Source organism: Curtobacterium sp. PhB136 (assembly GCF_004346855.1).
In the GTDB taxonomy this organism is placed as follows: domain Bacteria; phylum Actinomycetota; class Actinomycetes; order Actinomycetales; family Microbacteriaceae; genus Curtobacterium.
The window spans coordinates 1,286,534-1,306,793 of the sequence record NZ_SMGH01000004.1; the positions used below are offsets into that span (position 1 = coordinate 1,286,534).

General features: G+C 71.0%; 18 protein-coding genes. 16 read left to right on the forward strand and 2 right to left on the reverse strand.

The features are described 5' to 3' along the window. Positions 1–37: 37 nt before the first annotated feature. Entirely contained in the window at positions 38–1,147 is a 1,110-nt protein-coding gene (locus EDF27_RS19900) for a MaoC/PaaZ C-terminal domain-containing protein (RefSeq protein ID WP_207909564.1), read from the reverse strand. A gap of 129 nt (positions 1,148–1,276) precedes the next feature. Between EDF27_RS19900 and EDF27_RS06270 the strand changes: the two genes are divergently transcribed. Next, on the forward strand, positions 1,277–2,590 hold the full coding sequence (locus EDF27_RS06270; protein WP_123700754.1) for a phosphotransferase: 1,314 nt from the start codon (positions 1,277–1,279) through the stop codon (positions 2,588–2,590). A 93-nt stretch (positions 2,591–2,683) separates the two neighbouring features. Here EDF27_RS06270 and EDF27_RS06275 read toward each other — a convergent pair whose 3' ends face one another. After that, positions 2,684–3,046 carry a DUF1844 domain-containing protein gene (locus EDF27_RS06275; protein ID WP_123656229.1) on the reverse strand — a complete coding sequence of 121 codons (363 nt, stop codon included), beginning with the start codon at positions 3,044–3,046 and terminating at the stop codon, positions 2,684–2,686. Between the two features lie 308 nt (positions 3,047–3,354). Between EDF27_RS06275 and infC the strand changes: the two genes are divergently transcribed. From infC to tyrS, 15 genes are all read left to right on the forward strand, one after another. After that, positions 3,355–4,029 (forward strand): translation initiation factor IF-3, encoded by a 675-nt coding sequence (gene infC / locus EDF27_RS06280; RefSeq protein ID WP_132047720.1) that lies wholly within the window; start codon positions 3,355–3,357, stop codon positions 4,027–4,029. A gap of 94 nt (positions 4,030–4,123) precedes the next feature. Further along, positions 4,124–4,318, forward strand: a complete 195-nt coding sequence (gene rpmI / locus EDF27_RS06285; RefSeq protein ID WP_071273122.1) for a 50S ribosomal protein L35 — start codon at positions 4,124–4,126, stop codon at positions 4,316–4,318. Positions 4,319–4,346: 28 nt separating this feature from the next. Further along, entirely contained in the window at positions 4,347–4,730 is a 384-nt protein-coding gene (gene rplT, locus EDF27_RS06290; protein WP_056120821.1) for a 50S ribosomal protein L20, read from the forward strand. An 84-nt stretch (positions 4,731–4,814) separates the two neighbouring features. After that, positions 4,815–5,663, forward strand: a complete 849-nt coding sequence (locus tag EDF27_RS06295) for an RNA methyltransferase (protein ID WP_243698214.1) — start codon at positions 4,815–4,817, stop codon at positions 5,661–5,663. 67 nt (positions 5,664–5,730) lie between these two features. Continuing rightward, entirely contained in the window at positions 5,731–6,771 is a 1,041-nt protein-coding gene (pheS, locus tag EDF27_RS06300) for a phenylalanine--tRNA ligase subunit alpha (RefSeq protein ID WP_132047724.1), read from the forward strand. Beyond that, entirely contained in the window at positions 6,771–9,260 is a 2,490-nt protein-coding gene (gene pheT / locus EDF27_RS06305; protein WP_132047727.1) for a phenylalanine--tRNA ligase subunit beta, read from the forward strand. Before pheS ends, pheT begins: the two co-directional genes overlap by 1 nt. Positions 9,261–9,335: 75 nt before the next feature. Continuing rightward, on the forward strand, positions 9,336–10,433 hold the full coding sequence (locus EDF27_RS06310) for an NAGSA dehydrogenase family protein (RefSeq protein WP_132047729.1): 1,098 nt from the start codon (positions 9,336–9,338) through the stop codon (positions 10,431–10,433). After that, positions 10,430–11,743 carry a bifunctional glutamate N-acetyltransferase/amino-acid acetyltransferase ArgJ gene (argJ, locus tag EDF27_RS06315; protein WP_165931373.1) on the forward strand — a complete coding sequence of 438 codons (1,314 nt, stop codon included), beginning with the start codon at positions 10,430–10,432 and terminating at the stop codon, positions 11,741–11,743. The genes EDF27_RS06310 and argJ overlap by 4 nt, the downstream gene beginning before the upstream one ends. Next, a complete protein-coding gene (gene argB / locus EDF27_RS06320; RefSeq protein WP_123656222.1) occupies positions 11,743–12,768 on the forward strand; it encodes an acetylglutamate kinase in 1,026 nt (341 codons plus the stop codon). Before argJ ends, argB begins: the two co-directional genes overlap by 1 nt. After that, complete coding sequence (locus EDF27_RS06325) at positions 12,765–13,979, forward strand: acetylornithine transaminase (RefSeq protein WP_123656221.1); 1,215 nt, start codon at positions 12,765–12,767, stop codon at positions 13,977–13,979. The genes argB and EDF27_RS06325 overlap by 4 nt, the downstream gene beginning before the upstream one ends. Then, positions 13,976–14,902, forward strand: coding sequence for an ornithine carbamoyltransferase (argF, locus tag EDF27_RS06330; protein ID WP_132047731.1), 927 nt, complete (start codon positions 13,976–13,978; stop codon positions 14,900–14,902). Before EDF27_RS06325 ends, argF begins: the two co-directional genes overlap by 4 nt. Positions 14,903–14,928: 26 nt before the next feature. Further along, entirely contained in the window at positions 14,929–16,125 is a 1,197-nt protein-coding gene (locus tag EDF27_RS06335) for an argininosuccinate synthase (RefSeq protein ID WP_123656220.1), read from the forward strand. A gap of 145 nt (positions 16,126–16,270) precedes the next feature. Then, positions 16,271–17,740 carry an argininosuccinate lyase gene (gene argH / locus EDF27_RS06340; RefSeq protein ID WP_132047733.1) on the forward strand — a complete coding sequence of 490 codons (1,470 nt, stop codon included), beginning with the start codon at positions 16,271–16,273 and terminating at the stop codon, positions 17,738–17,740. Beyond that, entirely contained in the window at positions 17,737–18,399 is a 663-nt protein-coding gene (locus EDF27_RS06345) for a DNA-3-methyladenine glycosylase (RefSeq protein ID WP_132047735.1), read from the forward strand. The genes argH and EDF27_RS06345 overlap by 4 nt, the downstream gene beginning before the upstream one ends. Positions 18,400–18,443: 44 nt before the next feature. Beyond that, positions 18,444–19,763, forward strand: a complete 1,320-nt coding sequence (tyrS, locus tag EDF27_RS06350; RefSeq protein ID WP_165931374.1) for a tyrosine--tRNA ligase — start codon at positions 18,444–18,446, stop codon at positions 19,761–19,763. Positions 19,764–20,260 lie beyond the last annotated feature (497 nt).

Here is a 20,260-nt window from a genome sequence, read left to right on the forward strand (position 1 = left end):
ACACCGGTCCGGGTTGCCGCGCGGGTGTGGGCCGCCCTCAGCCGATCGCCGCGTCGCGGGTCAGGACCATGACGTCCATCCGGCCCTGCTGCACGACGTCGCCGTGCTGGTTCCGGAGCGTGACCGTCCGCTCGACGATGCCGGTCTTCCCGGAGCTCGTCAGCCGCGTCGAGAGGATCTCCACCGTGCAGGTGAGGGTGTCCCCGATGAACACCGGCGCCGTGAACCGCCACTGGTCGATCCCGAGCAGTGCCACCGCCGACCCTTCGAACACCCCGGTGCGGGCGATCAGGCCGAGGCAGAGCGAGGCACCGAGCATCCCGTGCACGATCCGCTGTCCGTACCGGGTGTGGGACGCGAACTCCACGTCGGTGTGCACCTGGTTGTTGTCGTTCGTCCACGAGGCGAACGACACGACGTCCGCCTCGGTGATGGTGCGACCCGGGGTCGTGAAGGTCTGCCCGGCGGTGAGGTCCTCGAGGTAGTGCGGCACCCGCTCATCCTCCCAGAACGCCCCGGCGGCCGGGCGTCGCACCGGGGCGAGCGTCGGGACCGGTTCGTCCGGGCCGTGTCCGTCGTCGCCGGTGGCCTCTGTCAGGGCGGCCTGCGCGCGCCGCCCGACGGGTCCCGCCTCACCGTCGTCCGAGAGCGCCCACCACCGTGCGCTCCGGAGCAGCGTCGTGTCCGTGTCGCCCTCGTCGATGCGCACGTCGGCGACCTCGGCCCGGGCGCGGCCGTCCGCGTCGTGCAGCACGACGAGGGTGGTCGTCGTCACCCGCACCCGGACCGGGAGGAGCTGCGCGCCACCGAGGAGCACCGCGACCGGGTCGTCCGTCGGCGCCTCGGGGCCCGCCGAGCCGGGAGGCACGCCGCCGTGCTCCTCGGAGTCGGGGTCCTCCGGCCCGTCGCCGTGGTCGACGGTCCACGTCCCCGAGTCGGCGCGCAGCAGTTCGATCCCGTCGAAGGCGAGCACCCGGTCCGGGGTGTCCCACAGCGTCTCCCGCTGGGTCACCGTCGGCCGAGAGCGGACGTCGTCCGCGCAGTGCTCGAGCGCCGGGAGTGGTCGGTCGTCCGGGATGCGCCAGGTGTGCCGGGGGTCGTCGAGCGTCCCCGTGGTGGTGTCGGCCGGTGCGTGTGTGGTCTGCATGCGGATCAGTGTCGTGCGCGGCCGATGCCCGAGGCGGCGCGTGCTGCAGGTTGTGGAGAACGGGTCGTCGAGCGCGCGTTGTGGAGGACCTGAGTCCGCCGGCCCTCCCGACGCGTAGCCTCCTGACGCATGACCGACGTCGCGCAGTGGATGGCCCGGCAACGCTGGTACGCGGCGAAGGGTGGTGTCCCGGACCTCCGCACGATCGCGGAGATCGACGAGACCACCGACGAGGCGCGGGTCCGCACCCGCTTCGTCATCGACGACGCCCCGACCGGCCCGGTGCTCTACCAGGTCCCCGTCACCGAACACGCGGCTGCCGTCGACGGGCTCGACGCCGCCCGCATCGACCCGGATCCGGACTCGTCGACCCCGGCGACCGTCGACTACGACGGCCCCCACGACCCCGCGTACGCCAGGTGGCTCCTCGCCCGGATCGACGCCGGCGAGGAGTCGCTGACGCCGATCGGCGCGGTCCGGAGTGCCCGGGTCCTCCGCGGCGAGCAGTCGAACACCTCGATCATCTGCGAGACCGAGGACAACGGCACCGTGATCGTCAAGGTGTTCCGTGTCCTGCACCACGGCGACAACCCGGACGTCACCACGCAACAGGCCCTGTCCGCGGCCGGTTCGGCACGGGTCCCTCGGGTCTTCGGTGCCCTCCGTGGCGCGTGGCCGGACACCGGGCGCGCGGACGGCGTCGCGAGCGGTCACCTCGCGTTCGCGCAGGAGTTCCTGCCGGGGCTCGACGACGCGTGGCGTGTGGCACTCGACGACGCACGGCGGGGCGACTCGTTCGCGGTCGGGGCCGACCGCCTCGGCGCGGCGCTCGCCGAGGTGCACGTGACCCTCGCCGGCGTGATGCCGACGGAGCCCGCGACCGCCGACCGGATCGCCCAGGCGCACGCCACGATGCTGCAGCGGCTCGACACCGCCGCTGCCGAGGTCCCCGCGATCGCCGAGCACGCCGACGCCGTGCGGGCCGTCTACGCCCGAGCCGCCGCGGTGCCGTGGCCCGACCTGCAGCGGATCCACGGGGACCTGCACCTCGGCCAGGTCCTCTCGGCACCGGAGCCCCGCGGCTGGGTGTTCCTGGACTTCGAGGGCGAGCCCCTCCGCCCGCTCCACGAGCGCTCGCTGCCCGACGTCCCGCTGCGTGACGTCGCCGGCATGCTGCGCTCGTTCGACTACGTCGCCGGGGCGCTCGCGCACGACGACGACCCGGTCGATGCCGGTGCGTGGGCGCACGAGGCACGGGACGCGTTCCTCGGCGGGTACGAGCGCGGACTCGACGTCGACGTGCGCGCGCACCGCGAGGTCCTCGACGCGTTCGAGATCGACAAGGCGGTCTACGAGGTCGTCTACGAGGCACGCAACCGGCCGACGTGGGTCGGCATCCCGGTGGCCGCCGTGGCGCGCCTGGCCGCGCGCTCGGCGCACTGATCAGGGCCGACAGACGGACGGGAGGCTCGTGGCGGCGCCGCCACGAGCCTCCCGTCCGTCGTCCCGTCCCCTGCTCGGGACGTGACCCGTTCGCTAGTTGACGGGTCCGGTGTACTTCTCGCCGGGGCCGGCGCCCGGCGCGTCCGGGATCGCCGATGCCTCCCGGAACGCGAGCTGCACCGAGCGCAGTCCGTCACGCAGGGGGCGGGCGTGGTGGTCGCCGATCTCGGTGGCGGCCGCGGTCACGAGCCCGGCGAGGGCGGTGATGAGCTTGCGGGCCTCGTCGAGGTCGGTCTGCTCCTGCGGGTCGTCGGCGAGCCCGACCTTGACGGCCGCTGCGCTCAGCAGGTGCACCGCCACGGTGTTGATGAGCTCGACGGCGGGGACCTCGGAGATGTCGCGGGCGGCGTCGTCCGCTCCGTCGTCGAGGGGGAGGTTGGGCGGGGTGTCGGTCACGGTGCTCCTCTGCTAGACTCGTCGCGGCAGATGCTGCCCGTGCGTCCAGTTGGCTTCTCGAATCCATCCGGACTGGCGGGCTTCATCACGAAGAGGAGTCACTCCCACCCGCGGCCACGAACCACCAGGCTACCGGGTCACGACCGCTCCGCCGAGCGCCAGCGTTCGGCAGTCCTGCACGGCTGAGTCAGTCACATGACGGTCTCAGCTGGACAGGAGTCGGGCGGCTGCCGAACGGGTCCCGATCCGTGCGTCAGATCTCCTCTCGTGCCGTCGTCCAGGCAAACGCCCCGGACGGCCACCACTGATTGAAGGAGCTCCGCATTCCCGATCCCCGTACCAACGACCGAATCCGCGTCCCCGAGGTCCGTCTTGTCGGACCCCAGGGCGAGCAGGTCGGCGTTGTCCCCATCGCCGTCGCACTGCGCCTCGCGCAGGAAGCCGAGCTGGATCTGGTCGAGGTCGCGCCGGACGCGAAGCCGCCCGTGGCCAAGATCATGGACTACGGCAAGTTCAAGTACGAGGCCGCTCAGAAGGCCAAGGAAGCCCGTCGCAACCAGGTCAACACCGAGCTCAAAGAGGTCCGGTTCCGCCTGAAGATCGACGTGCACGACTACGAGACCAAGCGCAAGCGTGCCGAGGGCTTCCTCCTCGGTGGCGACAAGGTGAAGGCCATGATCCTCTTCCGTGGCCGCGAGCAGTCGCGTCCGGAACAGGGTGTCCGGCTCCTGCACAAGTTCGCGGAGGAGATCGCCGATTTCGGTGTCGTCGAGTCCCGACCCACGCAGGACGGCCGCAACATGACGATGATCATCGCGCCGCTCAAGAACAAGTCCGACGTCAAGGGCGAGCAGAACGCCAAGCGTGCGGCCGACAAGGCCGAGCGTCGCGCGTCCGAGCACGCCGCAAAGTCGAAGCCGCAAGAAGACGCTGCCCCGGCCGCGTCGACGGAACCGGCCACCACCGAGTCCACGGCCGAATAGGTCTCGGGCCGACAGGTCCACCCAGACCGATCCCGCGCAGTACTTCCATCCGCAATGGCGCGGCCCCCCATCCATCCCACGGAAAGGCACCACCATGCCCAAGCAGAAGACCCACTCCGGGTCGAAGAAGCGCTTCAAGGTCACCGGCACCGGCAAGATCATGAAGCAGCAGGCCGGTATGCGTCACAACCTCGAGGTCAAGTCGTCCAAGCGCAAGGCCCGCCTCAACGAGGACCAGGTCCTCTCGAAGGCCGACGCGAAGAACGTCAAGAAGCTCCTCGGCCACTGAGCCCCCGGATTCGTAAAGGAACACTGCAATGGCAAGAGTGAAGAGAGCGGTCAACGCCGCCAAGAAGCGTCGCGTCATCCTCGAGCGCGCCGAGGGCTACCGCGGCCAGCGTTCGCGTCTGTACCGCAAGGCGAAGGAGCAGGTCACCCACTCCCTCGTCTACGCGTACCGTGACCGCCACGCGAAGAAGGGCGAGTTCCGTCGCCTGTGGATCCAGCGCATCAACGCTGCGTCCCGCGCGAACGGCCTGACCTACAACCGCCTCATCCAGGGCCTCGCCCTGGCCGGCATCGAGGTCGACCGTCGCATCCTCGCGGACCTCGCCGTGAACAACCCGGAGACCTTCGCCGCGCTCGTCGAGTCGGCCAAGAAGGCCCTCCCGGCCGACACCTCGGCTCCCAAGGCCGCGTAGTCACCTGCGTCTCCGCGAAGCCCCCGTTCCTTCCGAGGAACGGGGGCTTCGCGCATGCCACGGGTGTGCTGCCACACTTGGTGCGTGACTGACCTCCTCGAGAACCCCCGTGCCGGACGCGTCAAGGCCGTGGCCGCGCTGACGAAGAAGGACGTACGTGCCGACACCGGCCTGTTCCTCCTCGAGGGCCCGCAGGCGGTGCGCGAAGCGCTCGAGTACGCGCCGGAGCTCCTCCGCGAGCTCTACGTGACGCCGACCGCCGCGGAGCGCTACGGCCTCGCCGACGCCCCGGTGGACACCTGGTTCGTGACCGAGCAGGTCCTCGCCGCCATGGCGGACACGGTGACCCCGCAGGGCGTCGTCGCGGTGTGCCAGCAGTTCCCGACGTCGGTCCGGCAGGTCTTCCCCGATCCCGGCGCGATCGATCCGGAGGCTCGGGTCGACCCCGCCGCGGACCGCACCCTGCCCGGTCTGGTCGCCATCCTCGAAGAGGTGCGGGACCCGGGGAACGCCGGCACGATCATCCGGGCCGCCGACTCCGCCGGCGCGGATGCCGTCGTCCTCACCGGGCGGAGCGTCGACCCGTACAACCCGAAGGTCGTCCGGTCCACCACGGGCTCGCTGTTCCACGTCCCGGTGTCCGTCGGCGTCTCGCTGCAGGATGCCGTGTCGCGCGCCCGTGCCCTCGGCTACACGATCCTGGCGGCGGACGTCTCGGGCGACGACCTGCCCGAGGTCCGCGCCGAGGGGCTCCTCGACGGACCGACCGCCTGGGTCTTCGGGAACGAGGCCCGCGGGCTCACGGCCGAGGACCTGGCGCTCGTCGACCGTGCGGTGAAGGTGCCGATCTACGGCAAGGCGGAGTCGATGAACCTGGCGACGGCCGCCTCGGTCTGCCTCTACGAGTCGGCGTTCGCACAGCGCACCGCCTGACCGGGGTTCTCCACAGTCCACCTGGTGCACCTCGGCGGTATCCCAGGGGCCGGTAGGCTTGGGTCCCGTGTCAGAACCTCTCGAGATCAGCGAATCGGCCGTCGCCGACGCGGTCGACGCAGCCCTCGCGGCCGTCCGTGCCGCCACGACGGTCGCCGAGCTCAAGCAGGCCAGGGCCGAGCACACCGGGGAGCAGTCGCCGCTCGCGCGGATGAACGCCTCGATGCGCAGCGTGCCGCCGGAGCAGAAGGCCCAGGCGGGCAAGCTCGTCGGACAGGCCCGCGGCCGGGTCAACGGGGCGATCGCCGAGCAGGAATCGGTGCTCGCCGAGGCCGAGGAACGCGCGCGGCTCGAAGCCGAGCGCGTCGACGTCACCGCGCTGCCGTCGACCAGGACGCCCGGCTCCCGCCACCCGCTGTCGCTCCTCAACGAGACCGTCGCCGACATCTTCGTCGGCATGGGATGGGAAGTCGCGGAAGGCCCGGAGCTCGAGCACGAGTGGTTCAACTTCGACGCGCTGAACTTCGACCAGGACCACCCCGCGCGGGCCATGGCCGACACGATCTTCGTCGAGCCGGTGGACCGCCACATGGTGATGCGAACCCACACCTCCCCCGTGCAGGTCCGCTCGCTGCTGTCGCGCGACCTGCCGCTGTACGTCATCGCCCCCGGACGCGTGTACCGCGCCGACGAGCTCGACGCCACGCACCTGCCCGTCTTCACCCAGGTCGAGGGCATCGCCATCGACAAGGGCCTGACGATGGCGCACCTGCGCGGCACGCTCGAGCACTTCGCCCGGCAGATGTTCGGCGCCGAAGCGCAGATCCGCCTGCGCCCGAACTACTTCCCGTTCACCGAGCCCTCCGCCGAGATGGACGTCTGGCAGCCGAACGCCAAGGGCGGCGCGCGCTGGGTCGAGTGGGGCGGCTGCGGCATGGTGAACCCGAACGTCCTCCGTTCCGCCGGCATCGACCCCGACGAGTACCAGGGCTTCGCCTTCGGCATGGGCATCGAGCGGACGCTGCAGTTCCGCAACGGCCTCAACGACATGCGTGACTTCCTCGAGGGCGACATCCGCTTCTCGCAGCAGTTCGGAACGGTGGTCTGATGCGCGTCCCACTCCGCTGGCTCGGTGAGTCGGTCGACCTCCCCGACGACGCCACCCTCGAGCACGTCCACGCGGCGCTCGTGTCGGTCGGCTTCGAAGAGGAAGCCGTCCACACCTACGACCTGACCGGACCCGTCGTGGTCGGCCGGGTGCTCGAGCGCGTCCCGGAGCCGCAGAAGAACGGCAAGACGATCAACTGGTGCCAGGTGGACGTCGGCGAGCCCGAGCCCCGCGGCATCGTCTGCGGTGCGCACAACTTCGACGTCGGCGACCTCGTCGTCGTCACGCTCCCCGGTGCCGTGCTGCCCGGGCCGTTCCCGATCGCTGCGCGCAAGACCTACGGCCACGTGTCCGACGGCATGATCGCCTCGGCCCGTGAACTCGGGCTCGGCGACGAGCACGACGGCATCCTCCGGTTCGCGGACCTCGGCATGGAGCCGTCCGTCGGGGAAGACGCCATCGCGCTCCTCGGCCTCGACGACGCCGCGGTCGAGATCAACGTCACCCCGGACCGTGGCTACGCGCTGAGCATGCGCGGCGTCGCGCGTGAGTACGCCCACGCCACCGGTGCGTCCTTCCACGACCCGGTGGACCGGGTGCCGCCGCGCACCGGAGAGGGCTTCTCGGTCATGATCACCGACGACGCCCCGATCCGCGGCCGCGTCGGCTCCAGCACCTTCGTCACCCGTGTCGTGCGCGGCATCGACGCCACCAAGCCGACACCGGCCTGGATGGTGTCGCGCCTGGCACTCGTCGGCGTCCGCTCCATCTCGCTGCCCGTCGACATCACGAACTACGTCATGTTCGAGCTCGGGCAGCCCCTGCACGGCTACGACCTCGCGAAGGTCGCCGGCGGCCTCGGGGTCCGTCGTGCAGTACCGGGGGAGACCCTGACGACCCTCGACGACGTCACCCGGGAGCTCGACCCCGAAGACCTCGTCATCACCGACGACGACGGCCCCGTCGGGCTCGCCGGGGTGATGGGCGGCGCCCGCACCGAGCTCTCCGGCACCACGACGGACGTCCTGATCGAGGCAGCCGGCTTCGACCAGGTCTCCGTCGCGCGCACCGCCCGTCGGCACAAGCTCCCGAGCGAGGCGTCGCGGCGCTTCGAGCGGGGCGTCGACCCGCTCGTCGCCGAAGCCGCGGCGAACCGTGCCGTCGAACTCCTCGTCGAGCTCGCCGGCGGCACCGCGGACGCCCTCGGCTCGACGCTCGTCGACGACGCGCCCCGGCCCGTCGTGACGATGCGCCTGTCCCGTCCGTCCGAGCTCGTCGGCGTCGAGTACACCGACGCCGAGGTCATCGAGACCCTGCGCGCGATCGGCGCCACGGTCGACGTCGACGGTGAGCAGCTGGCGGTGACGCCGCCGACCTGGCGCCCCGACCTGACCGACGACACCACCCTGGTGGAAGAAGTCGCGCGCATCGTCGGCTACGACCGCATCCCGAGTGTGCTCCCCGTCGCCCCTCCCGGCCGCGGTCTCTCGACGCACCAGCGCGCGCTCCGCCGGGTGTCGGCGGCGTTGGCTGCCGACGGCCTGTTCGAGGTCGTCACCGCCCCCTTCGTGTCCGCGGCGACAACCGCGGCGTACCCGGGCATCGACCCGGCCGGCGGTCCGAGCGTCGTGCTCGCGAACGCCCTGGACAGCGAGCAGAACCTCCTGCGCCGCAGCGGCATCCCGGCGCTCGTGGACGTCGCACGTCGGAACGTCTCCCGCGGGCTCGTGGACGTCGCGGTGTACGAGACGTCGCGGGTGTTCCTCCCGACGGACGCCGAGCTCGGCACGACCGAGGTCCCGGCGGGTGCCGCGCACCCCGGCGCGGACACGCTCCGCGCACTGGACGCCTCGCTCCCCGCGCAGCCCTTCCACGTGTCCGCGCTCCTCACCGGCCACCGCGTCGGGAAGCAGCCCGGCACGCAGCCCGAGTCGTTCGGCATCGCGGACGCACTCGACGTCGCACGGACCGTCGCGTGGGCGGCCGGCGCCGAGCTGACCGTGGCGCAGACGTCGCACCCGTCGCTGCACCCGGGCCGCGCGGCGTCACTGCTCGTCGGCGACTCGGTCGTCGGCGTCGCGGGGGAGCTCCTGCCCGAGCTGACGGCCGCGGCGGACCTCCCGCGGGTCGTCGCCGTCGTCGAGATCGACCTCGACGCGGTCGTCGCCGCGGTGCCGGACGTCGTGTCCGTTGCACCGATCGTGTCGTACCCCGCGGCCACCCAGGACCTCTCCCTGGTGGTCGGAGCCGAGGTACCGGCGGGCGAAGTACTGGATGCCGTCCGGACTGGTGCCGGAGAGCTCTTGGAGTATGCTCGCCTCGTGGATGACTACCGGGGCTCCGGCGTGGACGAGGGACAGAAGTCCCTGACGTTCGCGCTGCGCTTCCGTGCCACGGACCGCACCCTGACCGCTGCCGAGGCCTCTGAGGCCCGTGACGGCGCAGTCCGACGTGCCGGCGAGCGATTCGGGGCGACCCTGCGCGACTGATCCCACTGGGACAGCACCGCCCGGGGCCGCCGCCTCCGATCTCTCGACGAACAGTCCGACCAAAGGTGGAATTCCATGTCCGTATCCGTCGCCGTGGCGGGAGCCAGCGGCTACGCGGGCGGTGAGCTGCTGCGCATCCTCTCCGCCCATCCCGAGTTCGACGTCAGGACGGTGACCGCGTTCTCGAACGCGGGGCAGCCGCTCATCGCGACCCAGCCGCACCTCCGTTCGCTGTCGCACCTGACCCTGGTCGAGACGACGGCGGCGAACCTCCGCGGGCACGACGTGGTGTTCCTGGCGCTGCCACACGGCCAGTCGGGCGCGATCACGGCGGCGCTCGAGGAGGACACCCTCGTCGTGGACTGCGGCGCGGACCACCGGCTCACGGACCCGGCGGCGTGGGAAGCGTTCTACGGCGGGGACTGGTTCGGGGCGTGGACCTACGGCCTGCCGGAGCTCCTGCACGCGGCACCGGCTCCCGGATCGGCTGACGAGTGGCGTGACGTCGACGACATCGTCGCGCAGAGCCGCCAGCGGACCGAGCTCGCGAGCACGAAGCGGATCGCGGTCCCCGGGTGCAACGTCACCGCGGTGACGCTCGGCATCCAGCCGGGGATCCAGGCCGGGCTCGTCCAGTCCGACGACATCGTCGCTGTGCTGAGCGTCGGGCCCTCCGGTGCCGGCAAGAAGCTCGCGCCGACCTACCTCGCGTCGGAGATCATGGGCTCGGCCAGCGCCTACGCGGTCGGTGGGACCCACCGGCACATCCCGGAGATCCAGCAGAACCTGCGGGCTGCCGGCGCCTCGGACGTGACGATCTCGTTCACCCCGGTGCTCGTGCCGATGTCGCGGGGGATCCTCGCGACGACGACGGCCAAGCTGGCTCCGGGCGTCAGCGCGCGGGACGTCCGCCTCGCCTGGGAGCAGGCCTACGCGGACGAGCCGTTCGTGCACCTGCTGCCGGAGGGCGAGTTCCCCCGCGTCGCGGACACGATCGGTGCGAACACCGCGCTCGTCGGGCTCGCCGTGGACGAAGCCGCGGGCCGGGTCATCGCGGTCAGCGCACTCGACAACCTCGCCAAGGGGACCGGCGGTGCCGCGGTGCAGTCGGCGAACATCGCCCTCGGGTTCCCCGAGACCCTCGGCCTCAGCGTGGACGGAGTCGCACCGTGACCGACGCCAGCAAGCAGGACCAGACCGAGCCGAGCCTCTCCCCGCGCACTCGGCCGGACGGCCGCTCCGCAAGCTCCGCGTCCGACCGGAACCGGCACGAGGGGGCCCAGGCCGACACCGACGCGACTGCCGGACAGGCTGTCACCGCCGGACAGGGCGTCACCGCAGCGGCCGGCTTCCGCGCTGCCGGCGCCACCGCCGGCCTCAAGGCGAGCGGCACCCCCGACGTCGCTCTCGTCGTCAACGACGGCCCCGAAGCCGCGGTCGCCGCGGTCTTCACGAGCAACCGCGCGCAGGCCCACCCGGTGATCTGGTCCCGCCAGGTCGTCGGCGACGGCATCGCCCGTGCCGTGTTCCTCAACTCCGGCGGCGCGAACTGCTTCACCGGGGCCTTCGGGTTCCAGACCACGCACATGACGGCGGAAGCGGTGGCCGAGTCCCTCGGGATCGGTGCCGGCGACGTCGTCGTCTGCTCGACCGGCCTCATCGGGGTCGGCGACCAGACCTTCCGCGACCACGTCCTGCACGGCGTCGCACTCACCAAGGACGCCCTGTCGGAGACCGGCGGCCCGGACGCGGCCACCGCGATCATGACCACGGACACGAAGGCGAAGCAGTCCGAGGTCACCGAAGACGGCTGGACCGTCGGCGGCATGGCCAAGGGCGCTGGCATGCTCGCGCCGGGCCTCGCGACGATGCTCGTCGTGATCACCACCGACGCGCTCCTCGGGTCCGACGAACTCGACCAGGCACTCCGCGCCGCCACCCGGGTCACGTTCGACCGGGTCGACTCGGACGGCTGCATGTCGACGAACGACACGGTGGTCCTGATGTCCTCCGGCGCCTCGGGTGTCACGCCGGAAGTCGGCGACTTCCAGGAAGCGCTGACCGCCGTGTGCGCGGACCTCGCCCGGCAGCTCCAGCAGGACGCCGAGGGCGCGAGCCACGACATCGCGATCCACGTGGTGAACGCCGCGAGCGAAGACGACGCGGTCACCGTCGGCCGCAGCGTCGCGCGGAACAACCTGTTCAAGGCAGCGGTGTTCGGCAACGACCCGAACTGGGGCCGGGTCCTCGCAGCGATCGGCACGACCGACGCCGAGTTCGACCCCTACGCGGTCGACGTGTCGATGAACGGCATCCGGGTCTGCCACGCCGGCGCCCCGGACCGCCCGAGCGACGAGGTCGACCTGACGCCCCGCGACACCGACGTGCTGATCGACCTCGGGGTGGGACCGTACGCGGCGACCATCCTGACGAACGACCTGACGCACGACTACGTCCACGAGAACAGCGCGTACTCCAGCTGATGGGCACCGGAGACGCCCTGTCGAAACAGGAAGAGCACGAGCTGGCCGCCGTCAAGGCCGCCACCCTGATCGAGTCCCTGCCGTGGCTGAAGCGGTTCTCGGGCAAGATCGTCGTCGTCAAGTTCGGCGGCAACGCGATGGTGAACGACGACCTCAAGCGGGCGTTCGCCGAGGACATGGTCTACCTCCGCTACGCCGGGCTGCACCCGGTCGTGGTGCACGGCGGCGGGCCGCAGATCTCCGCCGCGCTCAAGGAGCAGGGCATCCAGTCCGAGTTCCGGGGTGGTTACCGCGTCACGACGACCGAGGCGATCACGGTCGTCCGGGACGTCCTGGCGGGTGAGGTCAACCGCGAGATCGTCGAGCTGATGAACGAGCACGGCGACGGCCTCGGCGTCGGGGTGTTCGGCGACGGCGGGTCGCTGTTCACCGGCGAGAAGAAGGGCGTCGTCGTGGACGGCGAGCACTTCGACCTCGGCCACGTCGGCGACATCACGCACGTCGACCCGTCCGGCGTCCTCGCGGCGATCCGGGCGAACCAGATCCCGGTCGTGTCGAGCATCGCGATCGACGACGCCCACCCGGACCAGGCGCTCAACGTGAACGCCGACGCCGCAGCCGCAGCGCTGGCGATCGCACTCGGTGCCTCGAAGCTGATGATGCTGACCGACGTCCCCGGGCTGTACCGCAACTGGCCCGACCGCGACTCGATCATCGACCTCATCGCCGTCGAGGAGCTCCGTGAGCTCCTGCCGTCGCTCGAGTCCGGGATGATCCCGAAGATGACCGCGTGCCTCGACGCCGTGGTCGGCGGAGTCGGCGGCGCGACCATCATCGACGGCCGGATCCCGCACTCGATCCTGCTCGAGGTCTTCACCCTCCGCGGCGCGGGCACCGAGGTGATCCCGGACCCGAGCCGACGAACCGAGAACCAGAACACCCACGCCGAGATCGGACGACGCGGTCCCGCGAGCCCGATCCAGCACCCAGCAGACAGCAGCGACACGAAGGGGAACGCACGGTGAGCACCGAGACGCAGACCGAGACCTGGAACGACCGGTTCGGGGCGTCGCTGATGCGATCCCTGACCCCGCCGAAGATCATGCTCGAGCGCGGCCAGGGCTGCCGGGTCTGGGACGTCGACGGCAACGAGTACCTCGACTTCCTCGCCGGCATCGCGGTGAACTCCCTCGGGCACGCGCACCCCGCGCTCGTCGAGGCGATCGCCGACCAGGCAGCCAAGCTCGTGCACGTCTCGAACTACTTCGCGACGCCGCCGCAGCTCGAGCTCGCCGAGCGCCTCAAGCGCATCTCCGGTGCCGGTGACGCCGGCCGCGTGTACTTCGGCAACTCCGGCGCCGAGGCGAACGAGGCAGCGTTCAAGCTCGCCCGCCTGAACCGGGGGAAGGACGGCCGCAAGACGCGCATCCTCGCGCTGCAGCAGGCCTTCCACGGTCGGACGATGGGTGCCCTCGCGCTCACCGGCAAGCCGGCCCTGCAGGCGGACTTCCTGCCGATGATCCCGGGTGTCGAGCACATCGACACCTCGATCGAAGCGCTCGAGCACGCGATCGACGACACCGTCGCCGCGCTCTTCATCGAGCCGATCAAGGGCGAGGCCGGCGTCGTCGACCTCCCCGAGGGCTTCCTCGTCGCCGCTCGGAAGCTGACCGAGGAGCACGGCGCACTGCTGATCCTCGACGAGATCCAGACCGGCGTCGGCCGGACGGGCTCGTGGTTCGCCTTCCAGCACCTCGGCGTGGTCCCGGATGCCATCACCGTCGCGAAGGGCATCGCGGGTGGCTTCCCGATCGGCGCCCTCGTGACGTTCGGCCACGCCTCCGACCTCTTCTCGGCCGGCCAGCACGGCTCGACCTTCGGCGGCAACCCGCTCGGGACCCGCGTCGCGAACGCGGTGCTCGGCGAGATCGAGTCCGCCGGACTGGTGGACGCCGCGGTGACCAAGGGCGAGCGCATCCGTGCCGGCATCGCCGCGATCGGGTCCCCGCTCGTGGAGGAAGTCCGCGGACAGGGCCTCCTCATCGGCGTCGGGCTGCACCTGCCCGTCGCCGCCGCGATCTCGGCCGCCGCGCTCGAGCGCGGCCTGATCGTCAACGCCCCCAACGAGTCGAGCCTGCGCATCGCACCACCGCTCATCGTGTCCGACGCCGAGATCGACGAGTTCCTCGCGATCCTGGCGGCGAGCATGACCGCAGTCCAGGAGACCTCCGCATGACCCGCCACTTCCTCCGCGACGACGACCTCTCCCAGGCCGAGCAGTCCGCCATCCTCGACCTCGCGGTCGAGATGAAGCGGGACCGCTGGGCCGCGAAGCCGCTCGCCGGTCCGCAGAGCGTCGCCGTGATCTTCGACAAGTCGTCCACCCGGACCCGGGTGTCGTTCCACGTCGGCATCAGCGACCTCGGCGGCAGCCCGCTGATCATCTCGACCGCGAACAGCCAGCTCGGCGGCAAGGAGACCCCCTCCGACACCGCCCGGGTGCTGGAGCGCATGGTGTCCGCCATCGTCTGGCGCACGTACGGCCAGGCGGGGCTCGAGGAGATGGCGGCCGGCACCACGGTGCCCGTCGTCAACGCGCTGTCCGACGACTTCCACCCGTGCCAGCTGCTCGCGGACCTGCTGACGATCCGCGAGCACCGTGGAACGCTCGCGGGGCAGACCATCGCCTTCGTCGGCGACGGCGCGAGCAACATGGCGCAGTCGTACCTGCTCGCGGCAGCGACTGCCGGCATGCACGTCCGGGTCGCATCGCCGTCCGAGTTCTCCCCGGCTGCGCAGGTCGTGACGGACGCCGAGCACCGTGCCGCCGAGACCGGCGGTTCCGTGCTCGTCGTGACCGACCCGGTCGCCGCCGTGGCGGGCGCCGACGTCGTGGTCACCGACACCTGGGTGTCGATGGGCAAGGAAGACGAGAAGCAGCAGCGCCTCGACACCTTCAAGGACTACCGCGTGGACGACGCGCTGATGGCGCACGCAGCCGACGACGCGGTGTTCATGCACTGCCTGCCGGCCGACCGCGGCTACGAGGTCACGGCGGACGTCATCGACGGCCCGCGCAGCATCATCTGGGACGAAGCGGAGAACCGTCTGCACGCCCAGAAGGCGCTCCTCGCCTGGCTCCTCGCCGCGAACAACTGACAACCAACACCCCTAGGAGAAAACCCATGGCAGACCGCGTCGTACTGGCGTACTCCGGAGGCCTCGACACCTCCGTCGGCATCGGCTGGCTCAAGGACGCCACCGGCAAGGACGTCGTCGCGCTGGCGGTCGACGTCGGCCAGGGCGGCGAGGACATGGAGGCGATCCGTCAGCGCGCCCTCGACTGCGGCGCGGTGGAGTCCGTCGTCATCGACGCCAAGGACGAGTTCGCCGACGACTACCTCGTCCCCGCCCTCAAGGCCAACGCGCTGTACCAGAAGCGCTACCCCCTGGTCTCCGCGCTGAGCCGCCCGCTCATCGCGAAGCACCTCGCCCTGACGGCGAAGCAGCTCGGCGCCGACAGCGTCGCGCACGGCTGCACCGGCAAGGGCAACGACCAGGTCCGCTTCGAGGCCGCCGTCGCCGCGATCGCACCCGACCTGACCAGCGTCGCCCCGGTCCGTGACCTCGCGCTCACCCGTGACAAGGCGATCGTCTACGCGCAGGAGCACGACCTGCCGATCCTGCAGAGCAAGAAGTCGCCGTACTCGATCGACCAGAACGTCTGGGGTCGCGCGGTGGAGACCGGGTTCCTCGAGGACCCGTGGAACGCCCCGATCGAGGACCTCTACGCGTACACCCAGGACCCCTCGGTCCCGCGTGAGGCGGACGAGGTCACGATCACGTTCGAGCAGGGCGTCCCGGTCGCGATCGACGGCCAGCGCTTCAGCGTCCTGCGCATCGTGCAGGAGCTCAACGCCCTCGCGGGCAAGCACGGCGTCGGCCGCATCGACGTCGTCGAGGACCGTCTCGTCGGCATCAAGTCGCGCGAGGTCTACGAGGCCCCCGCCGCGATGGCACTGATCGCCGCGCACGAGGAGCTCGAGAGCCTGACCCTCGAGCGCGACGTGAACCGCTACAAGCGCGGTGTGGAGTCGGAGTGGGCCGACCTGGTCTACGACGGCCTCTGGTTCGGTGGGCTCAAGCGCAGCCTCGACGCCTTCATCGACGACACCCAGCAGTACGTCTCCGGCGACATCCGCCTGCAGCTGCAGGGCGGTCGCGCGACGGTCACGGGTCGCCGCAGCGAGCAGTCGCTGTACGACTTCGACCTCGCCACCTACGACACCGGCGACACGTTCGACCAGTCGCTGTCGAAGGGCTTCATCGAGATCTGGTCGCTGCCCAGCAAGATCTCGGCACGCCGCGACCTGGCGAACTGAGCCGGCCCCGGACGGCGTGACCCGCTGGTCACGCCGTCCGGACCGTCCTGGAGGCCCGACCCGCCTCCGCCATGCCCCGCGCGACCCACGAGCACCGGGCCGACCGACGAGCACCAGACCGACCCACGACACGACGCAGGACGACATGACGGACGCAAGCGGAGCCTCCCGGCCGGAGACCCAGCACACGAAGACCGACGGCACCAACCAGGGTGCGCTGTGGGGCGCGCGGTTCGCCGACGGGCCGAGCCCGGAGCTCGCCGCCCTGTCGAAGTCGACGCACTTCGACTGGCAGCTGGCGCCCTACGACCTCGCGGGGTCGCGTGCCCACGCCCGAGCCCTGCAGACGGCCGGGTACCTGACCGCCGACGAGCTCGAGCAGATGCTCGGGGGCCTGGACCGTCTCAACGCGGCGCACGCCGACGGCACGCTGCTGCCGGCGGACTCCGACGAGGACGTGCACGGTGCCCTCGAGCGCCTGCTCATCGCCGACCTCGGTCCGGAACTCGGTGGGAAGCTCCGCGCCGGACGGAGCCGGAACGACCAGATCGCGACCCTCGGCCGGATGCACATGCTCGACCACGGGCGCCGCATCGGCCGGCTCGTGATCGACCTCGTCGACGCGATCAGCCAGCAGGCGAGCGAGCACCCGGCGGCGATCATGCCGGGCCGCACGCACCTGCAGCACGCGCAGCCGGTCCTGCTCGCGCACCACCTCCTCGCGCACGCGTGGCCCCTGGTCCGTGACCTGGAGCGGCTCCGCGACTGGTCGACGCGGGCCAGCGTGAGCCCGTACGGTGCCGGGGCGCTGGCCGGCAGTTCCCTCGGGCTGGACCCGTCGGCGATCGCCCGCGAGCTCGGGTTCGACCGTCCGGCCGAGAACTCGATCGACGCCACCGCGGCCCGCGACACCGTCGCGGAGTTCGCCTTCGTGCTGGCGCAGATCGGGATCGACGTCTCGCGCCTCGCCGAAGAGGTCATCCTCTGGAACACGAAGGAGTTCGGCTTCGTCCGGCTCCACGACGCCTTCTCCACCGGCTCGAGCATCATGCCGCAGAAGAAGAACCCGGACATCGCCGAACTGGCGCGGGGCAAGTCCGGGCGGCTCATCGGCAACCTGACGGGCCTCCTCGCGACGCTCAAGGGCCTGCCGCTGGCCTACAACCGCGACCTGCAGGAGGACAAGGAGCCCGTCTTCGACTCCGTCGCGACGCTCGAGGTCCTGCTGCCGGCGTTCACCGGCATGATCGCGACGCTGACGTTCGACACCGACCGGATGGCCGAGCTCGCTCCGCAGGGCTTCTCGCTCGCGACGGACGTGGCCGAGTGGCTGGTGCGCCAGGGCGTGCCGTTCCGCGATGCACACGAGGTCTCCGGTGCACTGGTGCAGTACTGCGAGCAGCGGGGGATCGAGCTCGACGACCCGACCGACGCGGAGTACGCGTCGATCTCGGAGCACCTGACGCCGGGTGTCCGCGCGGTCCTCACCATCGAGGGCAGTGTCGCGTCCCGCAGGGGCGTCGGCGGGACGGCACCGGACCGGGTCGCCGAGCAGCTCGCCGGCCTGACGCAGCGTGTGCACGACCTCGCCTCCGGGGTGCCGTTCACGCGGTGAACGACGCGCTCCTCGCCCTGCTCGCGGAGCCGGCGCCGGTGAGCGCGCCGGCCCTGCTCGGCGCGACGCTCACGGGCAAGGGCGTCACGCTCCGGATCACCGAGGTGGAGGCCTACTTCGGTCCCACCGACCCGGGATCGCACGGGCACCGCGGCATGACGGAGCGCAACAAGCAGCTCTTCGGGCCGCCCGGGACGCTCTACGCCTACCGGTCCTACGGCATCCACACGTGCGTCAACGTCGTGAGCGCACCGGCGGGCATCTCATCCGGATCGCTGCTCCGCGGCGCGGAGGTCGTGGACGGCGTCACGGTGGCGCGTTCGCGGCGCGGCGCGGCCGTCTCCGACATCCAGCTCGCCCGGGGGCCTGGCAACCTCGGAGCGGCACTCGGGGCGGTCCTCGGTGCCGACGACGGCACGTCGGTCGTCGACGGTCGCGGCCCGTACGTGCTCACCCTGGCACCCGGCCTGGAGGCTCGGCTCGCCGCCGACGGACCGGCTGCGGTCCTCGCGGAGCTGGCTGCAGATCCCCGCATCCTCCGCGGGCCGCGCACCGGTGTCGCCGGCATCGCCGGCGGCCGGTCCTTCCCCTGGCGGTTCGCGCTGGCGGGCGAGCCGACTGTGTCGACGTACCGGCGGCACAAGGCCGCGATCGACTGATCGGACCCCGCGCTCGAGGCGTCGGAGGTCGCCGCTACGATGGCGTGGTGTCCAGTGATACCGCTTCCGATGTCCTGACGCGCCAGCAGAACGACCCCACCTTCGCCTCGGTGTGGGACGAACTGCGCTGGCGTGGTCTGGTGCAGGTCTCGACCGACGAGACCGCGCTCAAAGAGGCCCTCGACGGTGAGCCGATCACGTACTACTGCGGCTTCGACCCCACGGCGCCGTCGCTGCACTGCGGCAACCTGCTGCAGCTACTGACGATGCGCCGACTGCAGCTGGCCGGACACAAGCCGCTCGCACTGGTCGGCGGTTCCACCGGCCTGATCGGTGACCCGCGACCAACGGCCGAACGCACGCTGAACACCCGAGAAACGGTGGCGTCGTGGGTGTCGCGCCTGCAGGAACAGGTCTCCCGGTTCCTCAGCCCGGACGGCGACAACGGTGTGCGCCTGGTGAACAACCTCGACTGGACGGCGCCGCTGTCCGCGATCGACTTCCTCCGGGACATCGGCAAGTACTTCCGCGTGAACTCGATGATCAAGAAGGACGCCGTCTCCGCGCGGCTGAACTCGGACGCGGGGATCAGCTACACGGAGTTCAGCTACCAGATCCTCCAGGGGCTGGACTACCGCGAACTCTTCCTGCAGTACGGGTGCACGCTGCAGACCGGCGGCTCGGACCAGTGGGGCAACCTGACCTCGGGGACGGAGCTCATCCGGCGTGCCGAGGGGGCGACGGTGCACGCGCTGGGGACGCCCCTCATCACGAACTCCGACGGCACGAAGTTCGGCAAGAGCGAGGGCAACGCGATCTGGCTCGACGCGGAGATGACCTCGCCGTACGCGCTGTACCAGTTCTGGCTCAACACGGCGGATGCGGACGTGATCGCCCGGTTGCGGGAGTTCACGTTCCTCTCCCGCGCCGAGATCGACCGGCTCGAGCAGGCCGTGGCGGACGAACCGTTCCGGCGGGAAGCCCAGCGGACCCTCGCGTTCGAGGTCACCGCGCTCGTCCACGGGGTCGCCGCGACCCAGGCGGCGATCGACGCCTCCGCGGCGCTGTTCGGCAACGGTGACCTCGAAGCACTCGACGGCCCCACCCTCCGGGCGGCGATCGCCGAACTGCCGGGGTCGGTGACGCTCGCACCGGATGCCGACCTGGCGAAGGCGCTCGTCGAGACCGAACTCGTGAAGTCCCTCGGCGAAGCGCGCCGCGCGATCGACCAGGGCGGGGTCTACGTGAACAACGCCCGAGCCGACGATGCCACCGCACCGCTGTCCGGACTCGCCCTGCCCGGGGGAGTGCTCGTGCTCCGTCGCGGCAAGAAGACCCTCGCCGGCGTGACCCTCGCCAGCTGACCCACCCACGCCCGGAAGCCCGGTTCCCGCAGTGCCCACGCACCTGCGGAACCGGGCTTCTACGCGTCCGGGGCCGCGCGTGTTGCAGGATGCGACACGCCCGGGATGTGGGCTGGCTTGGCGCTCCCGCCGACCCCTGCGTAAAGTAATCACTCGTCACCCCAAAGGTGCGGCGGAGCGGCTGGAGCGAAAGCCCAGAGCACGTCGGCCCTCAAGCGGGACCATCCTTCCACTGGAGTTCAGATCCGGCCTTGCGCTGGACGGCTTCGACGCCTAGGATGACTACTCCACCGGTTCTCTCCCTCGGGATGAGCCACTGATCCAATCGGATCGACGACGCCGGTGGTCAAACCAAGAACGAATGCCTCTCTGGCGGAACCTGTTACGGGTCGAGCGGGGAGTGCGTCTGGTCCTTGAGAACTCAACAGCGTGCACATTGTCAATGCCAATTTATTGACCCCGTGGCGTTCCACTTGTGGGACGTCCGGAGACAATTC

Bases quoted from the DNA above. Each gene is read 5' to 3' on its own strand.
- EDF27_RS19900 (WP_207909564.1), bottom strand. From the start codon at position 1,147: ATGCAGACCACACACGCACCGGCCGACACCACCACGGGGACGCTCGAC.
- EDF27_RS06270 (WP_123700754.1), top strand. From the start codon at position 1,277: ATGACCGACGTCGCGCAGTGGATGGCCCGGCAACGCTGGTACGCGGCG.
- rpmI (WP_071273122.1), top strand. From the start codon at position 4,124: ATGCCCAAGCAGAAGACCCACTCCGGGTCGAAGAAGCGCTTCAAGGTC.
- rplT (WP_056120821.1), top strand. From the start codon at position 4,347: ATGGCAAGAGTGAAGAGAGCGGTCAACGCCGCCAAGAAGCGTCGCGTC.
- pheT (WP_132047727.1), top strand. From the start codon at position 6,771: ATGCGCGTCCCACTCCGCTGGCTCGGTGAGTCGGTCGACCTCCCCGAC.
- EDF27_RS06310 (WP_132047729.1), top strand. From the start codon at position 9,336: ATGTCCGTATCCGTCGCCGTGGCGGGAGCCAGCGGCTACGCGGGCGGT.
- argB (WP_123656222.1), top strand. From the start codon at position 11,743: ATGGGCACCGGAGACGCCCTGTCGAAACAGGAAGAGCACGAGCTGGCC.
- argF (WP_132047731.1), top strand. From the start codon at position 13,976: ATGACCCGCCACTTCCTCCGCGACGACGACCTCTCCCAGGCCGAGCAG.
- EDF27_RS06335 (WP_123656220.1), top strand. From the start codon at position 14,929: ATGGCAGACCGCGTCGTACTGGCGTACTCCGGAGGCCTCGACACCTCC.
- argH (WP_132047733.1), top strand. From the start codon at position 16,271: ATGACGGACGCAAGCGGAGCCTCCCGGCCGGAGACCCAGCACACGAAG.